Origin of the sequence: Desulfosediminicola flagellatus, assembly GCF_005116655.2 — a bacterium.
GTDB lineage: Bacteria > Desulfobacterota > Desulfobulbia > Desulfobulbales > Desulfocapsaceae > Desulfopila > Desulfopila flagellata.
Map to the genome: position 1 here is coordinate 2,606,447 of NZ_CP050698.1, position 19,724 is coordinate 2,626,170.

Here is a 19,724-nt window from a genome sequence, read left to right on the forward strand (position 1 = left end):
GTGGTAGTGATTTAGACCCAAATCAACAAAGCGATTACATGATGTCTTCGATAATCCAGATATTGAAACAGGGCAATTATGCCCGAAAACCCCGTTAATATCATATTATCAGGGCAAATTGACCTGATAATCAATGGTTAGCTACTAAATAGAGATAAAATTGAAGGTATACTCCTCATTTTCCAATATATTAAATTTTCGTCGTTCAAGAGTTGATGTTGAAACTGTATATAAACGTTATGCACTACTCTATGACCAAGTTATTTTCAACAGATATGGGTGTCCAATTGGGAAGAATGATCTTTTTCCAACAGTTTCATCTTATGTAGCTAAGACTATCGGCAAGAAAGAAAATCATAAAAAAGATATTGAGCTTGGAAAGAATAAGAAATTTAGCGATATATTCGTAGATATGTGGGAATATTTCGACAATCCTGAAAAAATTCATCGTGAAGCATTCGAGTATGTATCAGAAGATGTTTCAAATAAAATAAGTGAGTATTCTTGGTACCAAAATGCTCTAGATGAAGAAATGAGGATTCATAATCACTCTAAAGAGTATAAAGCTGCTGCCATAGTGGCCAACGATATTTCATCAGATATTGCATTCAATTTACTGCTCTCGAAAAACATTACAAACTTTAATATGAGTTTATCTCCTGTAGTTGGAGAAGCTCTTAAAGCTCCCCATGACGTGAATGATGAGATTAATCTTTTTACAACAAATTTAGTTATACCTGATTTTGAGGCACTTTCCTGGGAGAATATTTTACAATTACGCCAAGACGAAAATATAGTTAGTTTTCGTAAAAATGTATTTAACTCACTTGGCACTGGCAACCACCCAGATAATGTTTTAGCTGATAAATTAGAAAAAGATCTCTGGGATTTGGCTGAACAAAGCAAACCAAATATTGGAAAACGCATAATTGAATTTTGTTTGAGTAATTTACCACTGCCCTCACCAATTAACCCTTTTGGCTATTATTATGGTGCTAAGGCAATTGCTAATGATGTCAAACAAAAAGATAAAGCATGGGTGTTTGTCATCCAAAAGATGAAAAATATTTAGCTAACAAAACGCTAAACAAGGATTGCTGTCAGGCCACCGATTCGTTCTTAAAACCCTATGGTAAACCAAAACATTTAGGTTATTGAATAGTTCGCGGGTGCCAGCAACCTGTTAGCTCCACGTTAAATAAATATGAAACCTTCCGACATTAAAAATATGTTCCAGTTGGGGTCGGACCACGCCAATACGCTACAAACTCTAGACTTTATTCCTAAAAAACAGGTGTTATTGAAGCTTAGAGCACCCTTTTTATAGGCAAAAAGTGATCTCTAAGGAAAATACCTACTCCTCTGCCACGTACAGTGCCGCATACGTTTTTGTCAACATCACCTGATACTGTATTGAGATATTTGAAAGAATTTCATACTACAATTATCAAATTGATAGCTTACTCCCCTCGTCCTTACTTAATGAGACTTTATTGTTATGCCAAGAGCCAACAGGCACTATATTCCAGGTTGTGTATGGCATATCACTCATCGATGTCATAAACAGGAGTTCCTACTTAAATTTGAGAAGGATAGAAAGCGTTGGCGACATTGGTTGTATAAAGCAAAAAAACGATACGGTCTCTGTGTTCTTGATTACATCATCACCTCAAACCATGTTCATTTGCTTGTCATGGATACTGGTGAACATGTTATCCCGAAAAGTTTACAGCTGATAGCTGGTAGAACTGCTCAAGAATACAACATACGCAAGAAGAGAAAAGGGGCTTTCTGGGAAGACAGGTACCACGCAACAGCTGTTCAGACCGATAAACATTTAGCGAAATGTCTAGTTTATATAGATCTCAACATGGTTAGAGCCGGTGTTGTGCAGCATCCTTCTGAATATACTATTAGCGGATACAACGAAATACAAACACCCCCAAAACGATATTCAATTGTAAACCAGAAGGCTCTAAACGATCTTTTTGCGGTAAAAGAAGATCACATTTTCCGTCAATTACATCGTGAGTGGGTGGAGCAGGAACTTCTGAATGATGTCTCAAGTCGACAAAGTTTTTGGAGTGAGGCTGTTGCTGTAGGAAATGAGAACTATATACAAAATATACAGAGAGAACTTGTCGGTAGAATACCAGGACGCTCAATAATATCCGAAAGTGAATCGTCCATATTGAAAGAGCCTACAACTCCTTACAGCACTCTTTTTGATACCCAAAAGTGCATTCTAAGACCCCAAAATACCTATTTTCTATCCATTAATCATTAGTTTTTAGTATGTTGGTGTGGTCCGACCCCATACCATATACCATATCAAGTACTGTAGGGGGCAACGCCCTTTGCCTCCTTGAGGGGCAATGTTCAACGACAATTATAACTCCGGGTTGACGACAATTATAATTCCGGACTCATCTCGCTTTTAACACTTTGTTTTAACGGTAAAATATCACTTTTCTTCTTGCTAAAACAAATTTCCATAAGTAACATTTCAATACTCATCCGGAGGATAGGGCAACGCTGAGGAGCGACCTGAGCGCCGAGATGAATGCCGTAAGGATGGAGACCGAGCGTTACTGCTCGGTCTTTGTTTTTTTCTCCATCCATATGGCCTCAATGCGTTAAACCTCGGGGGTTTGGGGGCAGAGCCCCCGGTACTGAGGAGCATTAACCTGCCTCCAAGTTCTGTTTTGCCTTTTTTAGCCTGTAACTATCGAGGTTGAGCTCCAGGATGACACTGTGATGAACCAGGCGATCTATAGCAGCAGCAGTGGTCATCGGATCTTTAAAAATCTTTTCCCATTGTGAAAAAGGTAGATTGCTGGTGAGCATGATGCTGCTTCGTTCATAGCAGTATGCCAGTAGAGTGAACAGCACCTCCATCTCTTCCCGGCTTTGCTGGACGTAACCGATATCATCGATAAGTAACGCGTCATATTTCACCATTTTTTTGAGCATTCGGGGTAGCACAAGTTCTCTTTTGGCCACCAATAAATCTTGAACAAGCAAGCTGCAGGACGTGAAGAGAATTCGCTTGTCGTTGTTAATCAGCTCTTGCGCAATCGCGCAAAGCAAATGGGTTTTGCCACTACCGGGATTTCCAAAGGCCAATATGTTTTCAGATCGTTCAAGGAAAGAACCTTCCAACAGGCTATTCACCAAGCCACGAAGTTTAGCAGGAAGGCGAGTCTGGTCAAACGAGGCCAGGCTTTTTTCCAGAGGCAGCCTGGATTCCCGTAAATATCTCGCAATGCGTTTGTGCCGACGTTCTTCGCATTCTCGAACAACCAACTCCTGGAGATACGCTTCATAGCTCAGTGATTCCTGCCTGGCTAACTCAGCCTCGCCCCGATAACAGGCTCGAACAGTTGATAGATAGAGCTGCTTTAACGACCTCTCCAGAGTAACCACATTATCTGCTTGATTCATCCGTGGACCTCCTCTAAGAGTTGATCATAACCAGCAAGGGTAACAGTCTGCACCGATACGTCAGTGACAGGTTCAGCCGGCTGTTTCAAGGAAAGAAATTTGTGTACCTCAGTAGCATTTATTGGTTCTTCTTCTGCAATCAAGTAACGCAGAGCATCATCGACAGCTGTCTCGTTTTTCTGAGCAGCAAGTTGTAAAATTGACAAGTATTCTTTGGCAGCATTGGTAACACAGTGCTGTTGAGCAAGAGTATCATAGGCCATCCGGAATCTGCTGGTTGGAAACAGATCATTCAGATACCTGTAGTTTTCAAACGCCCGAGGTTTGCGAACCAGCCAGTCAATGATATGACGGTATTGAATATAATGCTTGTTGCTGCCTCTTATCCTCGGAATATTTTCAATATGACTTTGTCCATACCAGATCTCCAGATGCCCTGAATACAGGCGAACGTTGACCTTTTCTTTTATCAGACGACTGTTAACTGAATAGACTTTGTGTTTTATTCTGATAGTGCTGCTCGGTCCGACTCTCACTTCAAAACGCGTACATGTATCAAGCTTACTCGAAGGTAAGGGTTTCAAGGCTGCCTGTTCTTCGAGAAATCGTGATTGACGATTGCGATTAAGTTGTGCAAACAGCTTCTGCAAAAACAGTTCATACTCTTGTCGCGTAGTAAAATCCCGACTACCTCGCAGCATTAGTGCTTGATCAACTGCTTTCTTAAAACGATAATGGCGCTGTTCAATGTCTCCGTTTTCATGAGGGCTGGAAGGATTTGTTTTACGCCCCTGCATATTGTAGTGGTCCAATAACCCTTGATATGCACGAGTAAACTCTTCAAGATTTTCCGGTTTATTTACCGCAGCTGACAACCTATCCGTTTGGTGTTGCTCGGGAGCACCGCCAAGTTGCCAAAGACATTGTTGCAGTCCTTCGCTTAAACTCTCAAAACTTTCTGAAAAACATATTGTCCCCGTTTCCCAGTTTGAATAGGTCAGAACAAAATGAAATACCAGGTGATCAAATGGCTGGCCTGCAATAGTAATTTGCAATTTATCCATATGGGTGAAATCTGATTGGCCTAATCTGCCAGGGTGATGCTTTTGCGGAAAATAAATTTCATTACCAGGGCCTGCTGTAGCACGCCAGTTTTTTACTCGACGTTGAAAAGTCCGAAGCTGACCATCGCTGAAACGGCCAGGGTGAAGTCGTTGCAGGTGACAGAAAAGTGTTTTGGCCTCAAGGGCGTCATTGCTTTCTAAAAATGGTGTAACCGAGGACCATACATCATCAAAAGGGTCGTCTCGAGTTCGCCAATCTCGTATTCGTTCAGCGTTAATTTCACTTGGTAACTTTTCAAGATCACGATACTTGCGGCCAGTTTTTTCATCCATGCCAGCCTTCAGTGATGCGACCTCTAATGTTTTTCCCTGACTTAAATATTTCTTCAATTTTCTCACCTGAAAGTCTGTGACCATTCATATCCCTCCTTTGAGAGATATGAATAATCGGATCACAATTTTCCGGGAAAAATAATTGTCGTTAGGGGGGAATTATAATTGTCGCTGATCAGGGCAAAGCAGTTAATCCCCTTTCAGGGGTTAATCAATACCGTCTCCTCTGGGGTCGGTTGTTTATCTATGGGTAAAATAATGATTGTGTCATGCAAACACAGTGCACGACAGTGTCGTAGTATTGTGCATGGTGCCTATCAAACATTTGCATTACCAATATTGGTCATCTACAATATCTTCAGAGGTCGTTTATGGTGAAGTTCAGGGAGGCAACCTACTTGATTATTAAGGGGGGGGATTGTTCAACAGAATAGCCTAAACTTCACGACAAGGTAATTGTCGCAGATCGGACAAAGTAATTGACATCTAATACACGGAAGATATGATAATATCAGGGCAATTTGACCTGATAATCAATGGTTAACTTCAAGGAGGAAACAATGGAGTATCAAAAGTTCCTCTCAGACTGGAAAGATGGATTAATTGAAATCGATGTAAGTCAAAGTAAAGCACTACAGGTTGCTAATTCAAGTATTCTTCCCATACGATATTAAGCAGCACATGTTTTTTGGTCCTTGGTATGAATGCTTTCAATATTTGCGACACGATGTCGCTTTATATATATGTTTTCACAATAGATTATAGTGAAAACCCGGTGTTCCGCCACCGGCATCCTAGGGAGGCATGCTACCGTTGCGCTGATGACGGGGTGTGAAGCCCTCCCACCAATGTACCGAGGATCTTCGAAGTTGGAAGGTCGGGACAAGAAGCGTGAGTGGATTGTCCTTCTGGAAGCCTCATCCTGATTAGGGCTAAGATTGACTGATATGGTCAGCATATACAAACACTTGCAGCATCGTAAATAGTAACAAGCCAAAGAGTGCTGATAGGCTTGGACCATACGGTGAACGGTCAAGTCGGGAGTTTATAACGCGCCTAACGCGGATGTTGCACCGCCGGTATACAGATTGGACTTAAGTCGGTTAACAGTATTTACTGCGGAACGTGGTAAGCTCGTAACTCCGCCTACAAATATTCCTGCAGGCAGGCCAACCGTAAGGCAGACCGATGGTGTTGCTGGTGCAAAACGCCTTACCAAGTTAATGCCTTTCTGTGATGGGAAGGATACGGAGCTATCTTCGGCCCGAAAGGAAGCTAAATTTTGGCGGGTGTTCTATCGTGAGAAAGTGCAAGGAACCTCTCTTAAGGAGGAATAGCAAATGACGGTCATCAGACTGGTGCACCTCTCCTACTTTATAGGCTGAGGCCTTGAACGTGTATTGCGAAGGTAATGCGTGTTGACGGTAGTTCTGGGCAATGCTTAACCGGACTTCATCATATCAGATGTTGTCTTAATGAATGCTTGAACCGTATGCTGGGAAACTCGCTTGTACGGTTCTGAGGGGGGCGGAGGTCGTAAGACCTCGAACCTACCCGGTGCTTCAATAAAAAAGGGGAATAAAATGAAAAAATCATTAATTTGTACTTTGATGTTTGCAGTAGCGCCTGTCATGTCAATACAGCATGCCCAAGCATTAACAATTGATTTTGAGGATGTTGGACTGATTTGGGCACATGGAGTGACAAGCATAGCAAGCCATGGATTTAGTTTCACATCTGCTGAGGATGAAGGTCTTGGTACTATGTTTGATGGTAATCCTTGCGATCCTGATTGTGCTGCAAATGGAACAACAACCTTAATTGTTTCAGGTTATGGCGCAGGAATAGGTTCTGGAGGAGCTGGCACACAGCCCGTTACGCTTACGAGTGATTTGGGATTGCCTTTTAATTTGTGGAGCTTTGATATTGGAGAACTGACAAGTACTGCTCAATATAATGCCGACAGGATACAGGTTACGGGCTATGTTTTTGGAGGTGGATCTATTATTACTACAGCATATCTTGATGGCATAAACGATGGGCCTGGAGGAGATGATGACTACGAAAAAGTAGTATTGGGTGAAAATTGGCTAAATACGCCTCTTAGTCATGTTACTTTTCACGATCCTGATATTGGCGGATATGGAGCAGATTCTGATGTAGGTGCTTTTTCGCTTGATAACATCCAGGTAAATGTTGTTCCGGAACCAATAAGCTCTGTCCTTTTTGTTACTGGTGGTATACTTTTAGCTGGTAGGCGTCTTATAAAAAGAAAAAAGACAGCATAACAAAAAAATGCATGGGAATCCAAAATCAAGATGAAATAATCGCAATTGAAAATGTGCCACAGTTCTCGGTTGGTGCACCATTGCCGGTTACAATAAGCGACGAATATAATTTACTCATACTCTCAATTGGGGTCCCACACACACAATTGGGGTCGGACCACGCCAATCCGCTACAAACTCAGACTTTATTCCTGAAAAAAAGGTGTTATTGAAGCTTAGAGCACCCTTTTTATAGGCAAAAAGTGATCTCTAAGGAAAATACCTACTCCTCTGCCACGTACAGTGCCGCATACGTTTTTGTCAACATCACCTGATACTGTATTGAGATATTTGAAAGAATTTCATACTACAATTATCAAATTGATAGCTGACGTCCCCCCCTTTCTTACTCAATGAGACTTTATTGTTATGCCAAGAGCCAACAGGCACTATATTCCAGGTTGTGTATGGCACATCACTCATCGATGTCATAAACAGGAGTTCCTACTTAAATTTGACAAGGATAGAAAGCGTTGGCGACATTGGTTGTATGAAGCAAAAAAACGGTACGGCCTCTGTGTTCTTGATTACATCATCACCTCAAACCATGTTCATTTGCTTGTCATGGATACTGGTGAACATGTTATCCCGAAAAGTTTACAGCTGATAGCAGGTAGAACTGCTCAAGAGTACAACATACGCAAGAAGAGAAAAGGGGCTTTCTGGGAAGACAGGTACCACGCAACAGCTGTTCAGACCGATAAACATTTAGCGAAATGTCTAGTTTATATAGATCTTAACATGGTTAGAGCCGGTGTGGTGCAGCATCCTTCTGAATATACTATTAGCGGATACAACGAAATACAAACACCCTCAAAACGATATTCAATTGTAAACCAGAAGGCTTTAAACGATCTTTTTGCGGTAAAAGAAGATCACATTTTCCGTCAATTACATCGTGAGTGGGTGGAGCAGGAACTTCTGAATAATGTCTCAAGTCGACAAAGTTTTTGGAGTGAGGCTGTTGCTGTAGGAAGTGAGAACTATATACAAAATATACAGAAAGAACTTGTCGGTAGAATACCAGGGCGCTCAATAGTATCCGAAAGTGAATCGTCCATATTGAAAGAGCCTACAACTCCTTACAGCACTCTTTTTGATACCCAAAAGGGCATTCTAAGGCCAAAAAACACCTATTTTCTATCCATTAATCATTAGTTTTTTGTATGTTGGTGTGGTCCGACCCCATACCAGTTGGTTCACAATTATCAAATTGATAGCTGACGTCCCCCCCTTTCTTACTCAATGAGACTTTATTGTTATGCCAAGAGCCAACAGGCACTATATTCCAGGTTGTGTATGGCAAATCACTCATCGATGTCATAAACAGGAGTTCCTACTTAAATTTGACAAGGATAGAAAGCGTTGGCGACATTGGTTGTATGAAGCAAAAAAACGGTACGGCCTCTGTGTTCTTGATTACATCATCACCTCAAACCATGTTCATTTGCTTGTCATGGATACTGGTGAACATGTTATCCCGAAAAGTTTACAGCTGATAGCAGGTAGAACTGCTCAAGAGTACAACATACGCAAGAAGAGAAAAGGGGCTTTCTGGGAAGACAGGTACCACGCAACAGCTGTTCAGACCGATAAACATTTAGCGAAATGTCTAGTTTATATAGATCTTAACATGGTTAGAGCCGGTGTGGTGCAGCATCCTTCTGAATATACTATTAGCGGATACAACGAAATACAAACACCCTCAAAACGATATTCAATTGTAAACCAGAAGGCTTTAAACGATCTTTTTGCGGTAAAAGAAGATCACATTTTCCGTCAATTACATCGTGAGTGGGTGGAGCAGGAACTTCTGAATAATGTCTCAAGCCGACAAAGTTTTTGGAGTGAGGCTGTTGCTGTAGGAAGTGAGAACTATATACAAAATATACAGAAAGAACTTGTCGGTAGAATACCAGGGCGCTCAATAGTATCCGAAAGTGAATCGTCCATATTGAAAGAGCCTACAACTCCTTACAGCACTCTTTTTGATACCCAAAAGGGCATTCTAAGGCCAAAAAACACCTATTTTCTATCCATTAATCATTAGTTTTTAGTATGTTGGTGTGGTCCGACCCCATACCAATTGTTATCTCTCGGCAAAAATATGGTGGTGAGCTTTTGGGAGTTGGAAAAGTAACCCTCTTTATCAATTTGAGCAAAGGTGTATTTGCAACCAGAAGCTACCCACCATGAGCTACGGTTCATGCAATCCCAATTGGGAGATGTTGGGGGGCGGAGCAAACCAAAATAAAGACTTTACAGGACAAGCCTTTTTTATTTAGGACATTTTGGTGCTTAAAAGTTACTAATAGGTATAGATATAGCTCTTGATCCGGGCGATTGTCAGCAGCCGATTACTGGTGTGTAAAAAGGTTCGACTCAGGAGAGAGGACGCTCTCACTTGAGCAGTCAGGAATTGCTGTTTTTTTGCTAAGGATAATTGCATACGTTACCCTCGTAAGCATAGCTCAATCGCCCTTTTCCAACTGGAGAAGTCGAACGCTGTTGCTTTTTGGTTCTCATCTATTTTCTCTTATAATAAAATGAATGCTGTTACAATCCCATATGATCAATTGAGCCAAGAGGCATTGAAGGGTGTTATTGAAGAATTTGTAACCCGTAATGGTACTGATTACGGCGAAGCCCAAATCCCGCTTGAAACTAAAATTGCCCAAGTGTTAATACAACTTAAATCTAAAGAAGCCTTTATTGTCTTTGATCATGATTCTGAAACAGCTACTATCCTTCACAAGGATGATCAAATTTTAAAATCTATTGATTCATAAGACGGAAAGGAGGCAAGTCGGATTTTGACTCTTGTTGCGAATTTTTGATAACAAAATAATCACCGGATAAACCGGCGATCATCATGTTGTGCATGTGAAATGCTAGTGAAAAATTATGACCTGAGATTGTACGAAACTGCTATATTATCGGTCAATGGCGAGACCATCCTCAATGACAGATCTTCACCAAATCAACAACTACTCTGAACTCATTTGGCCAGGATGCCGGTATCAAGGCAATATTTACGTTAGTACTTCAACTCCCGAATCCGTTACCAACAACGTATGTTCATACTGGGCTGAAAGTTGATTATCCACCGTTCTTGCCGTCCATTCATCTTGCTCGTCAATAGTTGCTTCTGCTTTACCACAATTGATCATAGGCTCAATTGTGAAAATCATACCGGGTTTCATTCGATCACCACTTTTCTTTGGTGAAATATGATGCACCTGTGGTTCTTCATGGAACTTGACTCCGACACCATGACCGCAAAATTGATGTACAACACTAAAGCCATGAGCTTTAGCATGTTTGGCAATAACAAAGCCTATATTGCCGAATCGTTTTTTCGGTGCAACCTGCTCGATCCCTAGTATCAGACATTCTTTTGCTACCTGAATGAGCTTTTGTGCTTCAGCAGACACCTCGCCTATTGTAAACATGCGGCTGGTATCTCCAAAGTAACCGTCTACTATAGTCGTCACATCGATGTTAAGAATGTCACCATGCTTTAGTATGGTTTGTTTAGAAGGTATTCCATGGCAGATTACATCGTTGAGTGAAATGCAGGAGGACTTGGGGAATCCGTGGTATCCAAGGGGGGCGGGCACGGCACCATTTTCTGTTATATATTTATGAATGAGGTCATCAAGATATTCAGTAGAGACACCTTCTTCAACATGTTCAGAGATGTAATCTAAGGTGCCAGCTGCTAGTTTTGAGCTTTCCCTGATTCCTTCTATCTGCCTTTTGGATTTAATGATAATTGCCATGTTTTCTATATTCGTTCTCGTAATTGTTTAGCTTCCACATCTGTCAAAACTTAAGAGTACATTCTTGCTCTTAGCACAGAAAGACTCTGTGTGATCAATGATAACTCATTGCGCTTCATCTCGTATTTGATAGCGCTGACCATAAATCAATTCGACTTTTATGGCATGGCAAAATCTGTCTATCACTGCATTATCATAACATTTACCTTTGCCACTCATTGAACAAATACAAGCCTGCTTCAAAAGTAAAATTTGATACACGTGACGATAACAGTGCGACCTTCCCGTAAGGGCCTGACACTATCAGGAAAGATCGTATAACGTAGTTATCCATCCCCTACCCTACAGTCAAACATCTTCTCATCCATCGAGAAGGCTCACTCTCGTCTGCGACGACTCAGATGCTTAGCGGATGAAGTTCTGATCTTTCTATTAAGATGACCTCGATAAATACTCATAATAGCATTATAAAACATGTTGAGAAAAGGCAGTTTATGTCACTATAACATAAGACTTGTGCCTATATTTTTTTCTTTGGCAAGGTGTAATACGAGGTCAGCTGTTATCAGATCCTGTACAGCAACACCAACAGATTTGAATACTGTTATCTCATCCTCGGTTGTTCTTGACGATATACTTCCGGCAACAAGTTGTCCGAGTTCACCATGGATATGATCTTGAGTAATAATTCCTTGTTGAATTGGTTGAATTATATCTCCGGCTTCTGCTAAACACCCTGTCATCTGATCGACTACGACTTTGGCTCTAGCAATCGTATCTGAAGGAATTTCTGCCATCTCTGGCTTGTATGATCCTACGCCATTGATATGCGCTCCGCTTTTAACATGCAGATTATTAAATACAGGTTTGTTCGAGGACGTTGCGGTACATATGATATCAGCCTTAAGAAGAGTATCTGCAGATTTTGCAACAACCACCGGAATCTTCAGTTTTTCTTCCATTTTTGCAGCGAAATTCTGTGCTCTTTCTGTCTGTAAGCCGAAGACATAGGCTTTTTGAATAGCTCGTACTTTGCAAATTGCTTCAAGTTGTGTTTCCCCTTGTGTCCCTGGGCCTATTACTGCTGCAATAGCTGCGTCTTTTCTCGCGAGCAGCGATGTTGCAAGGCCTGATACTGCACCGGTTCTCATGGCGGTAATGAATTCTCCATCCATAACTGCCAGAGGCACGCCGGTGGTTGAGTCAAATACCATCAGCATCGCATGTATTAGCGGAAGACCTTTGGCAGGGTTATTCCTGTTCATGTTAACCACCTTCACCCCAACTTTGCAGACCTCTGGTAAATAGGCTGGCATGAACAGTGCGGTTCCATTATCTGCTTCCATCTCCAGTTTTGTTCGTAAAGGCATGGCAGCTTTGCCAGAATGGAGGGCCATGAATGCGCTTTTCATCGCATCTATGCACTTTTCCATAGTCAAAATCGCTTTTAGGTCATTACCGGAAAAAAATACTATTTTATTTGTTTTCATGAAATCCACTGTCGCTATAATGCCAAATCCTTTGGTAGGTGGCTTGATTGATGAGAAAAAGTCTGTGGTGTATTCGAGAGTTGAATGCACCTTAGACTACAAGGCGGCGGGCCCAAATGTCTACTCTCGGACTGCCCTGCATAATCATTTGAAAAGGCAATAGTATATTCATGAGCACATAATGTCGACACAAATATTTATGTGCTGTTTTAAATAGTAAAAACGAATTTATATACTATTACTGTCTAATTGATTATCAAAAATGTATTATGTTAATTCGAATTTAATGAACCATTGTTACCATAAAAATCAATTGCATGCTATTATCTGTTGACAGTATGTCGACACGGAAAAGTTGTACATGGATGAAGAGTAACAGTTCTGATTTGCTGCCATCGCTACAGTGGCTCACTATGTATACGAAGAGTACCAAAAATCACATGACCAGTAAGAAAAATCATATGACAGCTGCGAGCAAGAAAACAAGTATGCCTCAAAAATCCAGTAGCGCTCCCAAGCGCATACGAGGTGAGCGGCAAATTCAGATTTATCAAAACCTCAGAAGGGAAATACTCACCCTGGGACTCAGGCCAGGAGTTCCACTGGATGAAACACACCTCGCACAAAAATTCGAAACGTCTCGATCCCCGGTAAGAGAAGCCTTAATCAAGTTGGCAGGAGATGGCCTGGTACTGATCCTGCCAAACAGATCAACCCTGGTAGCACCTTTTGATCTGCTTTTGATTCCGAAATATCTGGATGCGTTAAGCCTTTTGCAGCGTACCACGCACCATCTTGCAGCTCTCCAGAGAAGTGACCAACATCTCGAATCAATAAAAAAAGCACATACCTGTTTCATGGAAGCTGTGGAGAAAAACGATTCTTCTGTAACCATTGAGGCGAACCTTGAGTTTCATCTGGCTATCAGCGAGGCTTCATGCAACCCGTATTTCACAGCGGCATATAAACGGCTACTGAACGAAGGAATGCGAATGCAACATATGCATATTGAGTATATGGGCTGGTCCCCGGATGAGCCTGGTGTCAGGGGGCATCAGGAAATGATAGATGCAATTGAAAGCAGAGATGCAGAGCTGGCTGAGCAACTGGCTAAAAATCACGCTGAACAATTTGATCAGGCATTTATTCGTTTTTTGTCTCAAAGACTCTCAGAGCATATCAAGATCATTTCTTCGTAAGATAGAGGAGTAAATAGATGAATATTCCAAGTATTCTAAACGATGTAGTTGGGCCTGTAATGCGTGGTCCTTCCAGTTCGCATAGTGCTGCCGCAGTGCGAATAGGCAAAATATGCAGGGAGTTGATGGGGGGACAACTTGAACATGTCACAGTGCATTATGACATTAAGGGTTCTTTGCCGACCACCTGGATTTCGCAAGGCTCTGATATGGGGCTTTCCGGCGGGCTTTTAGGTTTTGATGCCGACGATGAAAGATTAATTGGATATACGCGCGAATTGCAGAAAGCCAACCTCAAGGTGAGTTGTATAGCTGGTGATTTTGGAGACACACATCCCAACACCTACAACCTGACCATCAAAAACGGGGAGGAGGAACATACTCTAGTGGCCATCTCTACCGGGGGTGGCATGATTGAAGTTTTAAAGATAGACGGCCTGGCTGTATCCTACTGTGGGGATTGTTACGGGCTCGTGATCTGGACCGGGGTAATCCACCCTTCTCTCCTTGATGTTCTTAATGATTCAGGGTGCAAAGTTTACAGCCCGGATGCAGGGGGAGGAACCCTGGTTTTTGTTACTCGACCAACCCCCTATGACACTGACCTTCTTCATACGATTGCTCAACACCAAAACGTTATACTCGCACGACCCATTTCACCTGTACTCCCAATTTTAACAACTTCCGAAACGAAAGTACCATTTACAACAGCTTTGGAAATGGAGAGTTATGGGGCAGCGAATGGGCTCAGGAGTCTTGCCGACCTTGCCCTTCACTATGAAGCTGCGAGGGGCGGTATTGCACAGGATGAAGTGCTTAAAAAAACATTGTACCTTGTAGATGTCATAGAGGATTCGATACAAAAAGGTCTGGACGGGACCCACTATAAAGACCGAATACTTGGTTATCAGTGTGGGAAATATACAGCGAAACTGCACGATAACACATTGCTGAACCTTGGTGTACTTGATCAGATTATCCCCTATGTCACTGCTCTCATGGAAAACAAAAGCGCAATGGGTGTAATAGTGGCAGCTCCTACTGCCGGCTCCTGCGGGGGAATGCCCGGTACCGTGATGGCAGTAGCCGATACCATGAAACTGGACAGACAGGCAAAAGCCAGAGGACTGTTGGCTGCAGGAGTCATTGGTGTGTTGATTGCAACCAAAAGCACCTTTTCAGCGGAAATTTGCGGCTGCCAGGCAGAATGTGGAGTGTCATCAGGGATGATTGCAGCGGCAATGGTTTCGATGATGGGCGGAGAGTATTCAACCTCATTGAGTGCAGCTTCTATGGCATTGCAGAACAGTTTTGGAATGGTTTGTGATCCCGTTGCGAGCAGAGTAGAGGTTCCGTGTCTTGGCAAAAATATTCTGGCTGCAAGCAACGGCGTATCGTGTGCTAATCTGGCTCTGGCCGGATTTGACCATGTTGTCCCTTTTGACGAAGTTGTAAAGGCTATGGATAGCGTGGGGCGAGCACTTCCTCACGAGCTGCGCTGCACTGCACTCGGTGGACTATCTATAACCTCCACCTCAAAGAAAATTGAACAGACACTACAAGACCAGGAACACGCTGAATAATTGCACAGAGTGATGAGGAGGGTAGTATTTATAGGGATTGCCCCGCCAGGTGTAACACTCTGAGCAGGCTCACGTGCACGTTTTTTTAATTAAGCATTGTATGCAGAGCTGCAATATGCTCCTGGCCTATTCCGCAACATCCTCTTACGATCGGCAAGACGGCGCCGAGGTGGTGCAGTTCGCTAAGCGCTGTGGCGATTGCTGGTGACATGACGTCTGGTTGGCTACAGTTAAACAAGATTGCAGCCAACCCAATATCGACAGAGGCCCTGACAGCATTTACTACTGTCTCGCCAGAGCGTAAACGTGGCTTTAACTTTTCCACATCTTAATAGCGCTAATTCCTCTACCCATGACGCCTAACTATTTATAGTGTTTTCTTGATCATTGTTACACTGCTCTTTTGCTAGATGAATAGATCACCTTCTCATTACACTAAAAATATAATAAACAATCAAGCATGACCAATGGTGTAATGGCTTATATTATTAATGACATAAGCCACTTACCTTCTACAGTCTCTGTTTAGTGGTTGACATGGTAGCTGTAATAAATTTAATTGTTGTTTGTAGGCCACATCCCATTGAAAACATAGGCGTTTACAGACATCCACGATCGAGTAAATTGGTAGGCATTTGTGGTAGTGATTTTAACCAAAATCAACAAACCGATTACATGATGTCTGCGAAAATCCAGATATTGAAACAGGGCAATTATGCCTGAAAACCCCGTTAATATCAAATTCCTAGGGCAAATTGACCTGATAACCAATTGTTATCTTTCCAAATTCCAAAAATGTATTGGATAAATTAAAATGGAACAATTAATTGTTCATATAATAATTTACTTGCCAGAAATACTAAGTGTCGCTGCCATTCTCATGGTTATTCAAAGATTTCATTTTCTTAAAAATGCTATACGTACATTTGGCGAAGTTACAGGTATCGAGGAACGTCAAAATACACGTATGGGTGTATCAAGTACACCTGGTCACAGAAGAGTTGTCCACTATCCAGTAATTCATTTTAAAGATACAGCTAATAACAAGTATAGGTGTATTGCTGGTATGGCTGCACGTTTTCTAAACTATGGTGTCGGAGACAGAGTCCCGGTAATTTATAATCCTTCTAATCCTCAAAAATGTTTCCTTAATCACATTTACTTTGTGTGGGTAACACCCTTAGGCTGTACATTGCTTGCAATAGGAGCAATAGCATATAAATATATAATTTAAGATAACCAGCGCTAATAAACACGGACCGCAAAAATATTGCGGTCTTGAAAAATATAAGCAACGCATAAAATGCGTCAATAATTCAGTTGTAACCTTTCGCATTTCGCGGCCGGTTATCACATCATTAGCGAAAAAAAGATGAATTCCTTTCAAAATGACTATAAGAGAAGCAATAATAGATGAGCATGAGTTGCTCACAGACATATCATTTAAATCAAAATCATACTGGAATTACCCATCCAGCTATTTTGATATTTGGAAAAATGAATTAACCATCACAAATAATTATATAGCTAAGAATAATGTCTTTGCTCTTGAAAATGCAAATCAAGTAATTGGTTATTATTCAATAATATTTTTAAAAAGCAACTTTCAAATGAAAAATATCGTTTTAGAAAAAGGTTTTTGGTTAGAACATATGTTTCTATTACCTGATTTTATAAAACAGGGTTTTGGTAGGGAAATGATTTCGCATTTCAAACAATATTGTACTGAAAACAACATATTTAAGGTAAATGTATTGGCAGATCCAAATGCAAAAGTCTTTTACGAAAAAATGGGGTTTAAATACATTGAGGATTTTCCTTCAACAATAGAAGGGAGAACAACCCCTTTACTAGAAATAAATATAAAGCGCTAACTAAACGCTAAACACGGACTCGAAAAAAGCACGGGCTGGTTAGATTAACGTTAGCAATTAAAATATAGATAGCTCCAGAAATCAATGCGTAAAATAAATATAAAGGCAACATTAATTTTCACTACATTCTGGTTAATAGTAGGTGCTGTCTATGTTTTCGATAACAATGAGCCTCAATTTCAAGATAAACCCGCTGAATTAGCTGATTTAACCTTTTTAGTCACTAAATCTGATTTGATTGCCATTGCATTTTTAAGTGGTGGGTTAGATAAAGGTAAAAATCTCTCATTTTTTAAAAATCCTCCTAAAAGAGTAGAGGGTCGTATTGAACAAATAATTTTCGGTGACCAAAATATTGAGAGTGTGACAATATCCTCAAAACCTAAATATTTGAGTGAAAACGTTATCGATATGATCACTTTTCTTAGAAACGGTCGTCATCTTGTATTTTTATCCAAGTCTGGAGATCTTTACCAACCAACAGCTCAAGGTTCTTTGCTAGATTTCTTTAATAACAACGTTTATCCAACATGGAGAACTGATCACTATACTAGAATTGACACTGATGGTACTCCTCTCTCTCAAGGGGTTCCTATTGAGCAAGTAATTAAAGAAATTAAAGATAAAATCTAAATGCTAACAAAACATTGCACTGGAAACCGCAAACAGCGCGGTTTCCAGTGCAATTCCACGTTCGGCCTACGAAGGATATATCCATGCTTTTAGAAAATAGAGTCGCTGTTATTACAGGTGGAGGCCGAGGCATTGGACGTTCAATTGCATTGAATTATGCTCGTGAAGGTGCTGATGTCGCAATAATTGCACGTACAAATGAGCAAGTTGAACAAACATCAATACTTGTTTCTGAACTTGGGCGTAATTCCCTAGCAGTAAAAGCTGACATTTCAGACGAGAAAGATGCATTTAATGCATTTGAAAGAATACATGATCAATTTGGTCGCATAGATATCTTGGTCAATAATGCTGGTGTTGAATTTCAAAATTCATTTTCACAAATGCCATTGGATGAATGGGATCAAACAATGAATGTAAATGTCCGTGGTACTGTAGTTTGCACCAAAGCTGTTTTGCAAGGAATGCAAGAAAGGCAGGAAGGCAACATCATCAACATTGCTTCTGGTGCAGGTTTACGTGGGCTAGCCGGGTCCGCGGCTTATAGTGCATCTAAAGCTGCTATTGTTGCTCTTTCCTACTCTTTAGCTGATGAGTTGCGAGATCAGGGTATTCGAGTAAATGCAATTTGTCCTGGTCTGATCAAAACTGATATGTTGGATAGTTCCAATCTTGTAGGAAAGAACAAAAATATCCTTTTACCAGAAGACGTTGCTGGTACAGCTGTATTTCTAGCCTCACAGCTTTCGGGTAGAATTACAGGCCAAATATTTAGTGTTCGTAATTCAAATAGATGGTGATAAAATAAATTTTGCCAAACCAGCCATTCCACTGTGGGTGATGTTGGGGTCGGGCCACGGCAAGTTACTGTAGTTCCGTTTGCAGTATGGAGTAATGGGCCTTAAAACACAGCAACAATGCGTTTTTTATGTTCAAAAACGTTAACATAGATCAGTATTTGACAATAACCTCCTATGCCAAGAGCGAAAAGACACTATATTTCTGGTCAAAGTTGGCATCTCACACATTTGAAAAAAAAGAGGAAAGGAGCTTTCTGGGAGGATTGATACCATGCAACAGCAGTGGAGGTTGAACAGCACCTGCTGCGATGTATTGTCTACATTGTTTGTAATATGGTGCGTGCTGGAGTCGTCGCACATCCTTCAGAGTGGTCTTTGTGTGGGTATAATGAGATTCAGAAGCATAGAAGAAAGTCAATGCTCATAGATTATCATAAGCTTGCGGAACTTACAGGTTTTGCATCCTATAATCCATTTTAGAAATCTCACAAAGCTTTGGTAAATGAATCGCTTACCAATGGAGCTATCAGTAGACAACCATGCTGGAGTTAAAGCGTAGCTGTCGGAAGTCAAAGTTTTGTTGAAACAATTCATTCTAGATTGGGGTTTCATGTTAAAGGTCAGTAAGTTATAGAGCCTCATATCGGTTTTCAACTTCGTGAAGAACACGGAATCTATAATGATGAATATGATTGTAAAGATAAAGATATAGGCCCATTAAACACCTTTAACCCGTGGATTAATGACAAATTTTCAATATGTTAGAATGGCCCGACTCCGTCCGGACCCGTTCGACCACGTTTCCCGCAAACAGCGCGGGTTCGGCGAGGCGGAACATTAAGTGAAATCATGTTAAGTGCAGATGAGAAAGATAAGGTAGTTGAGGTAATAGGATTTTGGAGCGATTTATCTCAGCTTAGTGAATTTGCCAAGAAACGGCACGGGTACGGGAATAGTGACGGCGGCTTTGGGATTACTTACGAACATGATCTAGACGATTATGATCGGGATGTTGAAGGTAGTTTTATCCCTAAGGGGCATGTTGAAGTATATGGCTACTGGGGAAAACCCGATGGTTATGAGATCCATATAAAAGAGCACGATTATCTTCTAGTTCTGGCGGAAGTTTTAGAAAAAGAAGGTTTAAAATTAGCAGCTCAATTTGTTGTTGAGCAATTACATGAAATCAATTAAC

19 protein-coding genes are annotated in these 19,724 nt (G+C 41.2%); 13 read left to right on the forward strand and 6 right to left on the reverse strand.

The genetic code is table 11. From position 1 onward, the window contains the following. Positions 1 to 160: 160 nt before the first annotated feature. Together FCL46_RS10880 and FCL46_RS10885 are read left to right on the forward strand one after the other, a co-directional pair. Positions 161 to 1,072: a hypothetical protein gene (locus FCL46_RS10880; RefSeq protein WP_136806492.1), complete on the forward strand. Its 912-nt coding sequence runs from the start codon at positions 161 to 163 to the stop codon at positions 1,070 to 1,072. A 426-nt stretch (positions 1,073 to 1,498) separates the two neighbouring features. Further along, positions 1,499 to 2,287, forward strand: coding sequence for a transposase (locus FCL46_RS10885; RefSeq protein ID WP_136806493.1), 789 nt, complete (start codon positions 1,499 to 1,501; stop codon positions 2,285 to 2,287). Between the two features lie 125 nt (positions 2,288 to 2,412). On the opposite strand, the gene FCL46_RS10890 is transcribed toward FCL46_RS10885, so the two are convergent. Genes FCL46_RS10890 through istA form a run of 3 tightly spaced genes read right to left on the reverse strand, consistent with a single transcriptional unit; the run spans position 2,413 to position 4,925 of the window. Next, positions 2,413 to 2,622 carry a hypothetical protein gene (locus FCL46_RS10890; RefSeq protein WP_136810867.1) on the reverse strand — a complete coding sequence of 70 codons (210 nt, stop codon included), beginning with the start codon at positions 2,620 to 2,622 and terminating at the stop codon, positions 2,413 to 2,415. Positions 2,623 to 2,682: 60 nt separating this feature from the next. Then, positions 2,683 to 3,444 (reverse strand): IS21-like element helper ATPase IstB, encoded by a 762-nt coding sequence (gene istB / locus FCL46_RS10895; protein ID WP_136810868.1) that lies wholly within the window; start codon positions 3,442 to 3,444, stop codon positions 2,683 to 2,685. Then, complete coding sequence (gene istA / locus FCL46_RS10900; RefSeq protein WP_136810869.1) at positions 3,441 to 4,925, reverse strand: IS21 family transposase; 1,485 nt, start codon at positions 4,923 to 4,925, stop codon at positions 3,441 to 3,443. The genes istB and istA overlap by 4 nt, the downstream gene beginning before the upstream one ends. A 1,499-nt stretch (positions 4,926 to 6,424) precedes the next feature. Here istA and FCL46_RS10905 point away from each other — a divergent pair. From FCL46_RS10905 to FCL46_RS10920, 4 genes are all read left to right on the forward strand, one after another. Further along, entirely contained in the window at positions 6,425 to 7,129 is a 705-nt protein-coding gene (locus FCL46_RS10905; protein ID WP_136810739.1) for a hypothetical protein, read from the forward strand. A gap of 408 nt (positions 7,130 to 7,537) precedes the next feature. Then, positions 7,538 to 8,326, forward strand: coding sequence for a transposase (locus tag FCL46_RS10910; RefSeq protein ID WP_136810740.1), 789 nt, complete (start codon positions 7,538 to 7,540; stop codon positions 8,324 to 8,326). Between the two features lie 103 nt (positions 8,327 to 8,429). After that, positions 8,430 to 9,218: a transposase gene (locus tag FCL46_RS10915; protein ID WP_136810741.1), complete on the forward strand. Its 789-nt coding sequence runs from the start codon at positions 8,430 to 8,432 to the stop codon at positions 9,216 to 9,218. A 496-nt stretch (positions 9,219 to 9,714) separates the two neighbouring features. Continuing rightward, entirely contained in the window at positions 9,715 to 9,957 is a 243-nt protein-coding gene (locus tag FCL46_RS10920; RefSeq protein ID WP_136810742.1) for a YheU family protein, read from the forward strand. A 243-nt stretch (positions 9,958 to 10,200) separates the two neighbouring features. Here the strand turns inward: FCL46_RS10920 and map are convergent, their stop codons facing one another. Further along, positions 10,201 to 10,950 carry a type I methionyl aminopeptidase gene (gene map / locus FCL46_RS10925; protein WP_136810743.1) on the reverse strand — a complete coding sequence of 250 codons (750 nt, stop codon included), beginning with the start codon at positions 10,948 to 10,950 and terminating at the stop codon, positions 10,201 to 10,203. Positions 10,951 to 11,450: 500 nt separating this feature from the next. Beyond that, on the reverse strand, positions 11,451 to 12,440 hold the full coding sequence (locus FCL46_RS10930; RefSeq protein ID WP_136810744.1) for an ornithine cyclodeaminase family protein: 990 nt from the start codon (positions 12,438 to 12,440) through the stop codon (positions 11,451 to 11,453). 440 nt (positions 12,441 to 12,880) lie between these two features. Between FCL46_RS10930 and FCL46_RS10935 the strand changes: the two genes are divergently transcribed. After that, positions 12,881 to 13,639 carry a GntR family transcriptional regulator gene (locus FCL46_RS10935; protein WP_217909608.1) on the forward strand — a complete coding sequence of 253 codons (759 nt, stop codon included), beginning with the start codon at positions 12,881 to 12,883 and terminating at the stop codon, positions 13,637 to 13,639. 17 nt (positions 13,640 to 13,656) lie between these two features. Continuing rightward, complete coding sequence (locus tag FCL46_RS10940; protein ID WP_136810745.1) at positions 13,657 to 15,222, forward strand: L-serine ammonia-lyase, iron-sulfur-dependent, subunit alpha; 1,566 nt, start codon at positions 13,657 to 13,659, stop codon at positions 15,220 to 15,222. An 85-nt stretch (positions 15,223 to 15,307) separates the two neighbouring features. Here the strand turns inward: FCL46_RS10940 and FCL46_RS10945 are convergent, their stop codons facing one another. Then, positions 15,308 to 15,547, reverse strand: coding sequence for a homocysteine S-methyltransferase family protein (locus FCL46_RS10945; protein ID WP_136810746.1), 240 nt, complete (start codon positions 15,545 to 15,547; stop codon positions 15,308 to 15,310). 489 nt (positions 15,548 to 16,036) lie between these two features. On the opposite strand from FCL46_RS10945, the gene FCL46_RS10950 reads away from it, so the two are divergent. The 5 genes from FCL46_RS10950 (at position 16,037) to FCL46_RS10970 (ending at position 19,723) form a co-directional block, all read left to right on the forward strand. Continuing rightward, complete coding sequence (locus tag FCL46_RS10950; RefSeq protein WP_136810747.1) at positions 16,037 to 16,456, forward strand: DUF3592 domain-containing protein; 420 nt, start codon at positions 16,037 to 16,039, stop codon at positions 16,454 to 16,456. Between the two features lie 154 nt (positions 16,457 to 16,610). Then, a complete protein-coding gene (locus tag FCL46_RS10955; protein ID WP_136810748.1) occupies positions 16,611 to 17,096 on the forward strand; it encodes a GNAT family N-acetyltransferase in 486 nt (161 codons plus the stop codon). Between the two features lie 84 nt (positions 17,097 to 17,180). Further along, on the forward strand, positions 17,181 to 17,729 hold the full coding sequence (locus tag FCL46_RS10960) for a hypothetical protein (protein ID WP_136810749.1): 549 nt from the start codon (positions 17,181 to 17,183) through the stop codon (positions 17,727 to 17,729). An 83-nt stretch (positions 17,730 to 17,812) separates the two neighbouring features. Next, a complete protein-coding gene (locus FCL46_RS10965) occupies positions 17,813 to 18,529 on the forward strand; it encodes an SDR family NAD(P)-dependent oxidoreductase (RefSeq protein WP_136810750.1) in 717 nt (238 codons plus the stop codon). A gap of 849 nt (positions 18,530 to 19,378) precedes the next feature. Beyond that, positions 19,379 to 19,723 carry a hypothetical protein gene (locus FCL46_RS10970; protein WP_136810751.1) on the forward strand — a complete coding sequence of 115 codons (345 nt, stop codon included), beginning with the start codon at positions 19,379 to 19,381 and terminating at the stop codon, positions 19,721 to 19,723. The last annotated feature ends 1 nt before the right edge of the window (position 19,724 follow it).

Bases quoted from the DNA above. Each gene is read 5' to 3' on its own strand.
- FCL46_RS10885 (WP_136806493.1), top strand. From the start codon at position 1,499: ATGCCAAGAGCCAACAGGCACTATATTCCAGGTTGTGTATGGCATATC.
- FCL46_RS10890 (WP_136810867.1), bottom strand. From the start codon at position 2,622: ATGGATGGAGAAAAAAACAAAGACCGAGCAGTAACGCTCGGTCTCCAT.
- istB (WP_136810868.1), bottom strand. From the start codon at position 3,444: ATGAATCAAGCAGATAATGTGGTTACTCTGGAGAGGTCGTTAAAGCAG.
- istA (WP_136810869.1), bottom strand. From the start codon at position 4,925: ATGGTCACAGACTTTCAGGTGAGAAAATTGAAGAAATATTTAAGTCAG.
- FCL46_RS10905 (WP_136810739.1), top strand. From the start codon at position 6,425: ATGAAAAAATCATTAATTTGTACTTTGATGTTTGCAGTAGCGCCTGTC.
- FCL46_RS10910 (WP_136810740.1), top strand. From the start codon at position 7,538: ATGCCAAGAGCCAACAGGCACTATATTCCAGGTTGTGTATGGCACATC.
- FCL46_RS10915 (WP_136810741.1), top strand. From the start codon at position 8,430: ATGCCAAGAGCCAACAGGCACTATATTCCAGGTTGTGTATGGCAAATC.
- FCL46_RS10920 (WP_136810742.1), top strand. From the start codon at position 9,715: ATGAATGCTGTTACAATCCCATATGATCAATTGAGCCAAGAGGCATTG.
- map (WP_136810743.1), bottom strand. From the start codon at position 10,950: ATGGCAATTATCATTAAATCCAAAAGGCAGATAGAAGGAATCAGGGAA.
- FCL46_RS10930 (WP_136810744.1), bottom strand. From the start codon at position 12,440: ATGAAAACAAATAAAATAGTATTTTTTTCCGGTAATGACCTAAAAGCG.
- FCL46_RS10935 (WP_217909608.1), top strand. From the start codon at position 12,881: ATGACCAGTAAGAAAAATCATATGACAGCTGCGAGCAAGAAAACAAGT.
- FCL46_RS10940 (WP_136810745.1), top strand. From the start codon at position 13,657: ATGAATATTCCAAGTATTCTAAACGATGTAGTTGGGCCTGTAATGCGT.
- FCL46_RS10950 (WP_136810747.1), top strand. From the start codon at position 16,037: ATGGAACAATTAATTGTTCATATAATAATTTACTTGCCAGAAATACTA.
- FCL46_RS10955 (WP_136810748.1), top strand. From the start codon at position 16,611: ATGACTATAAGAGAAGCAATAATAGATGAGCATGAGTTGCTCACAGAC.
- FCL46_RS10960 (WP_136810749.1), top strand. From the start codon at position 17,181: ATGCGTAAAATAAATATAAAGGCAACATTAATTTTCACTACATTCTGG.
- FCL46_RS10965 (WP_136810750.1), top strand. From the start codon at position 17,813: ATGCTTTTAGAAAATAGAGTCGCTGTTATTACAGGTGGAGGCCGAGGC.
- FCL46_RS10970 (WP_136810751.1), top strand. From the start codon at position 19,379: ATGTTAAGTGCAGATGAGAAAGATAAGGTAGTTGAGGTAATAGGATTT.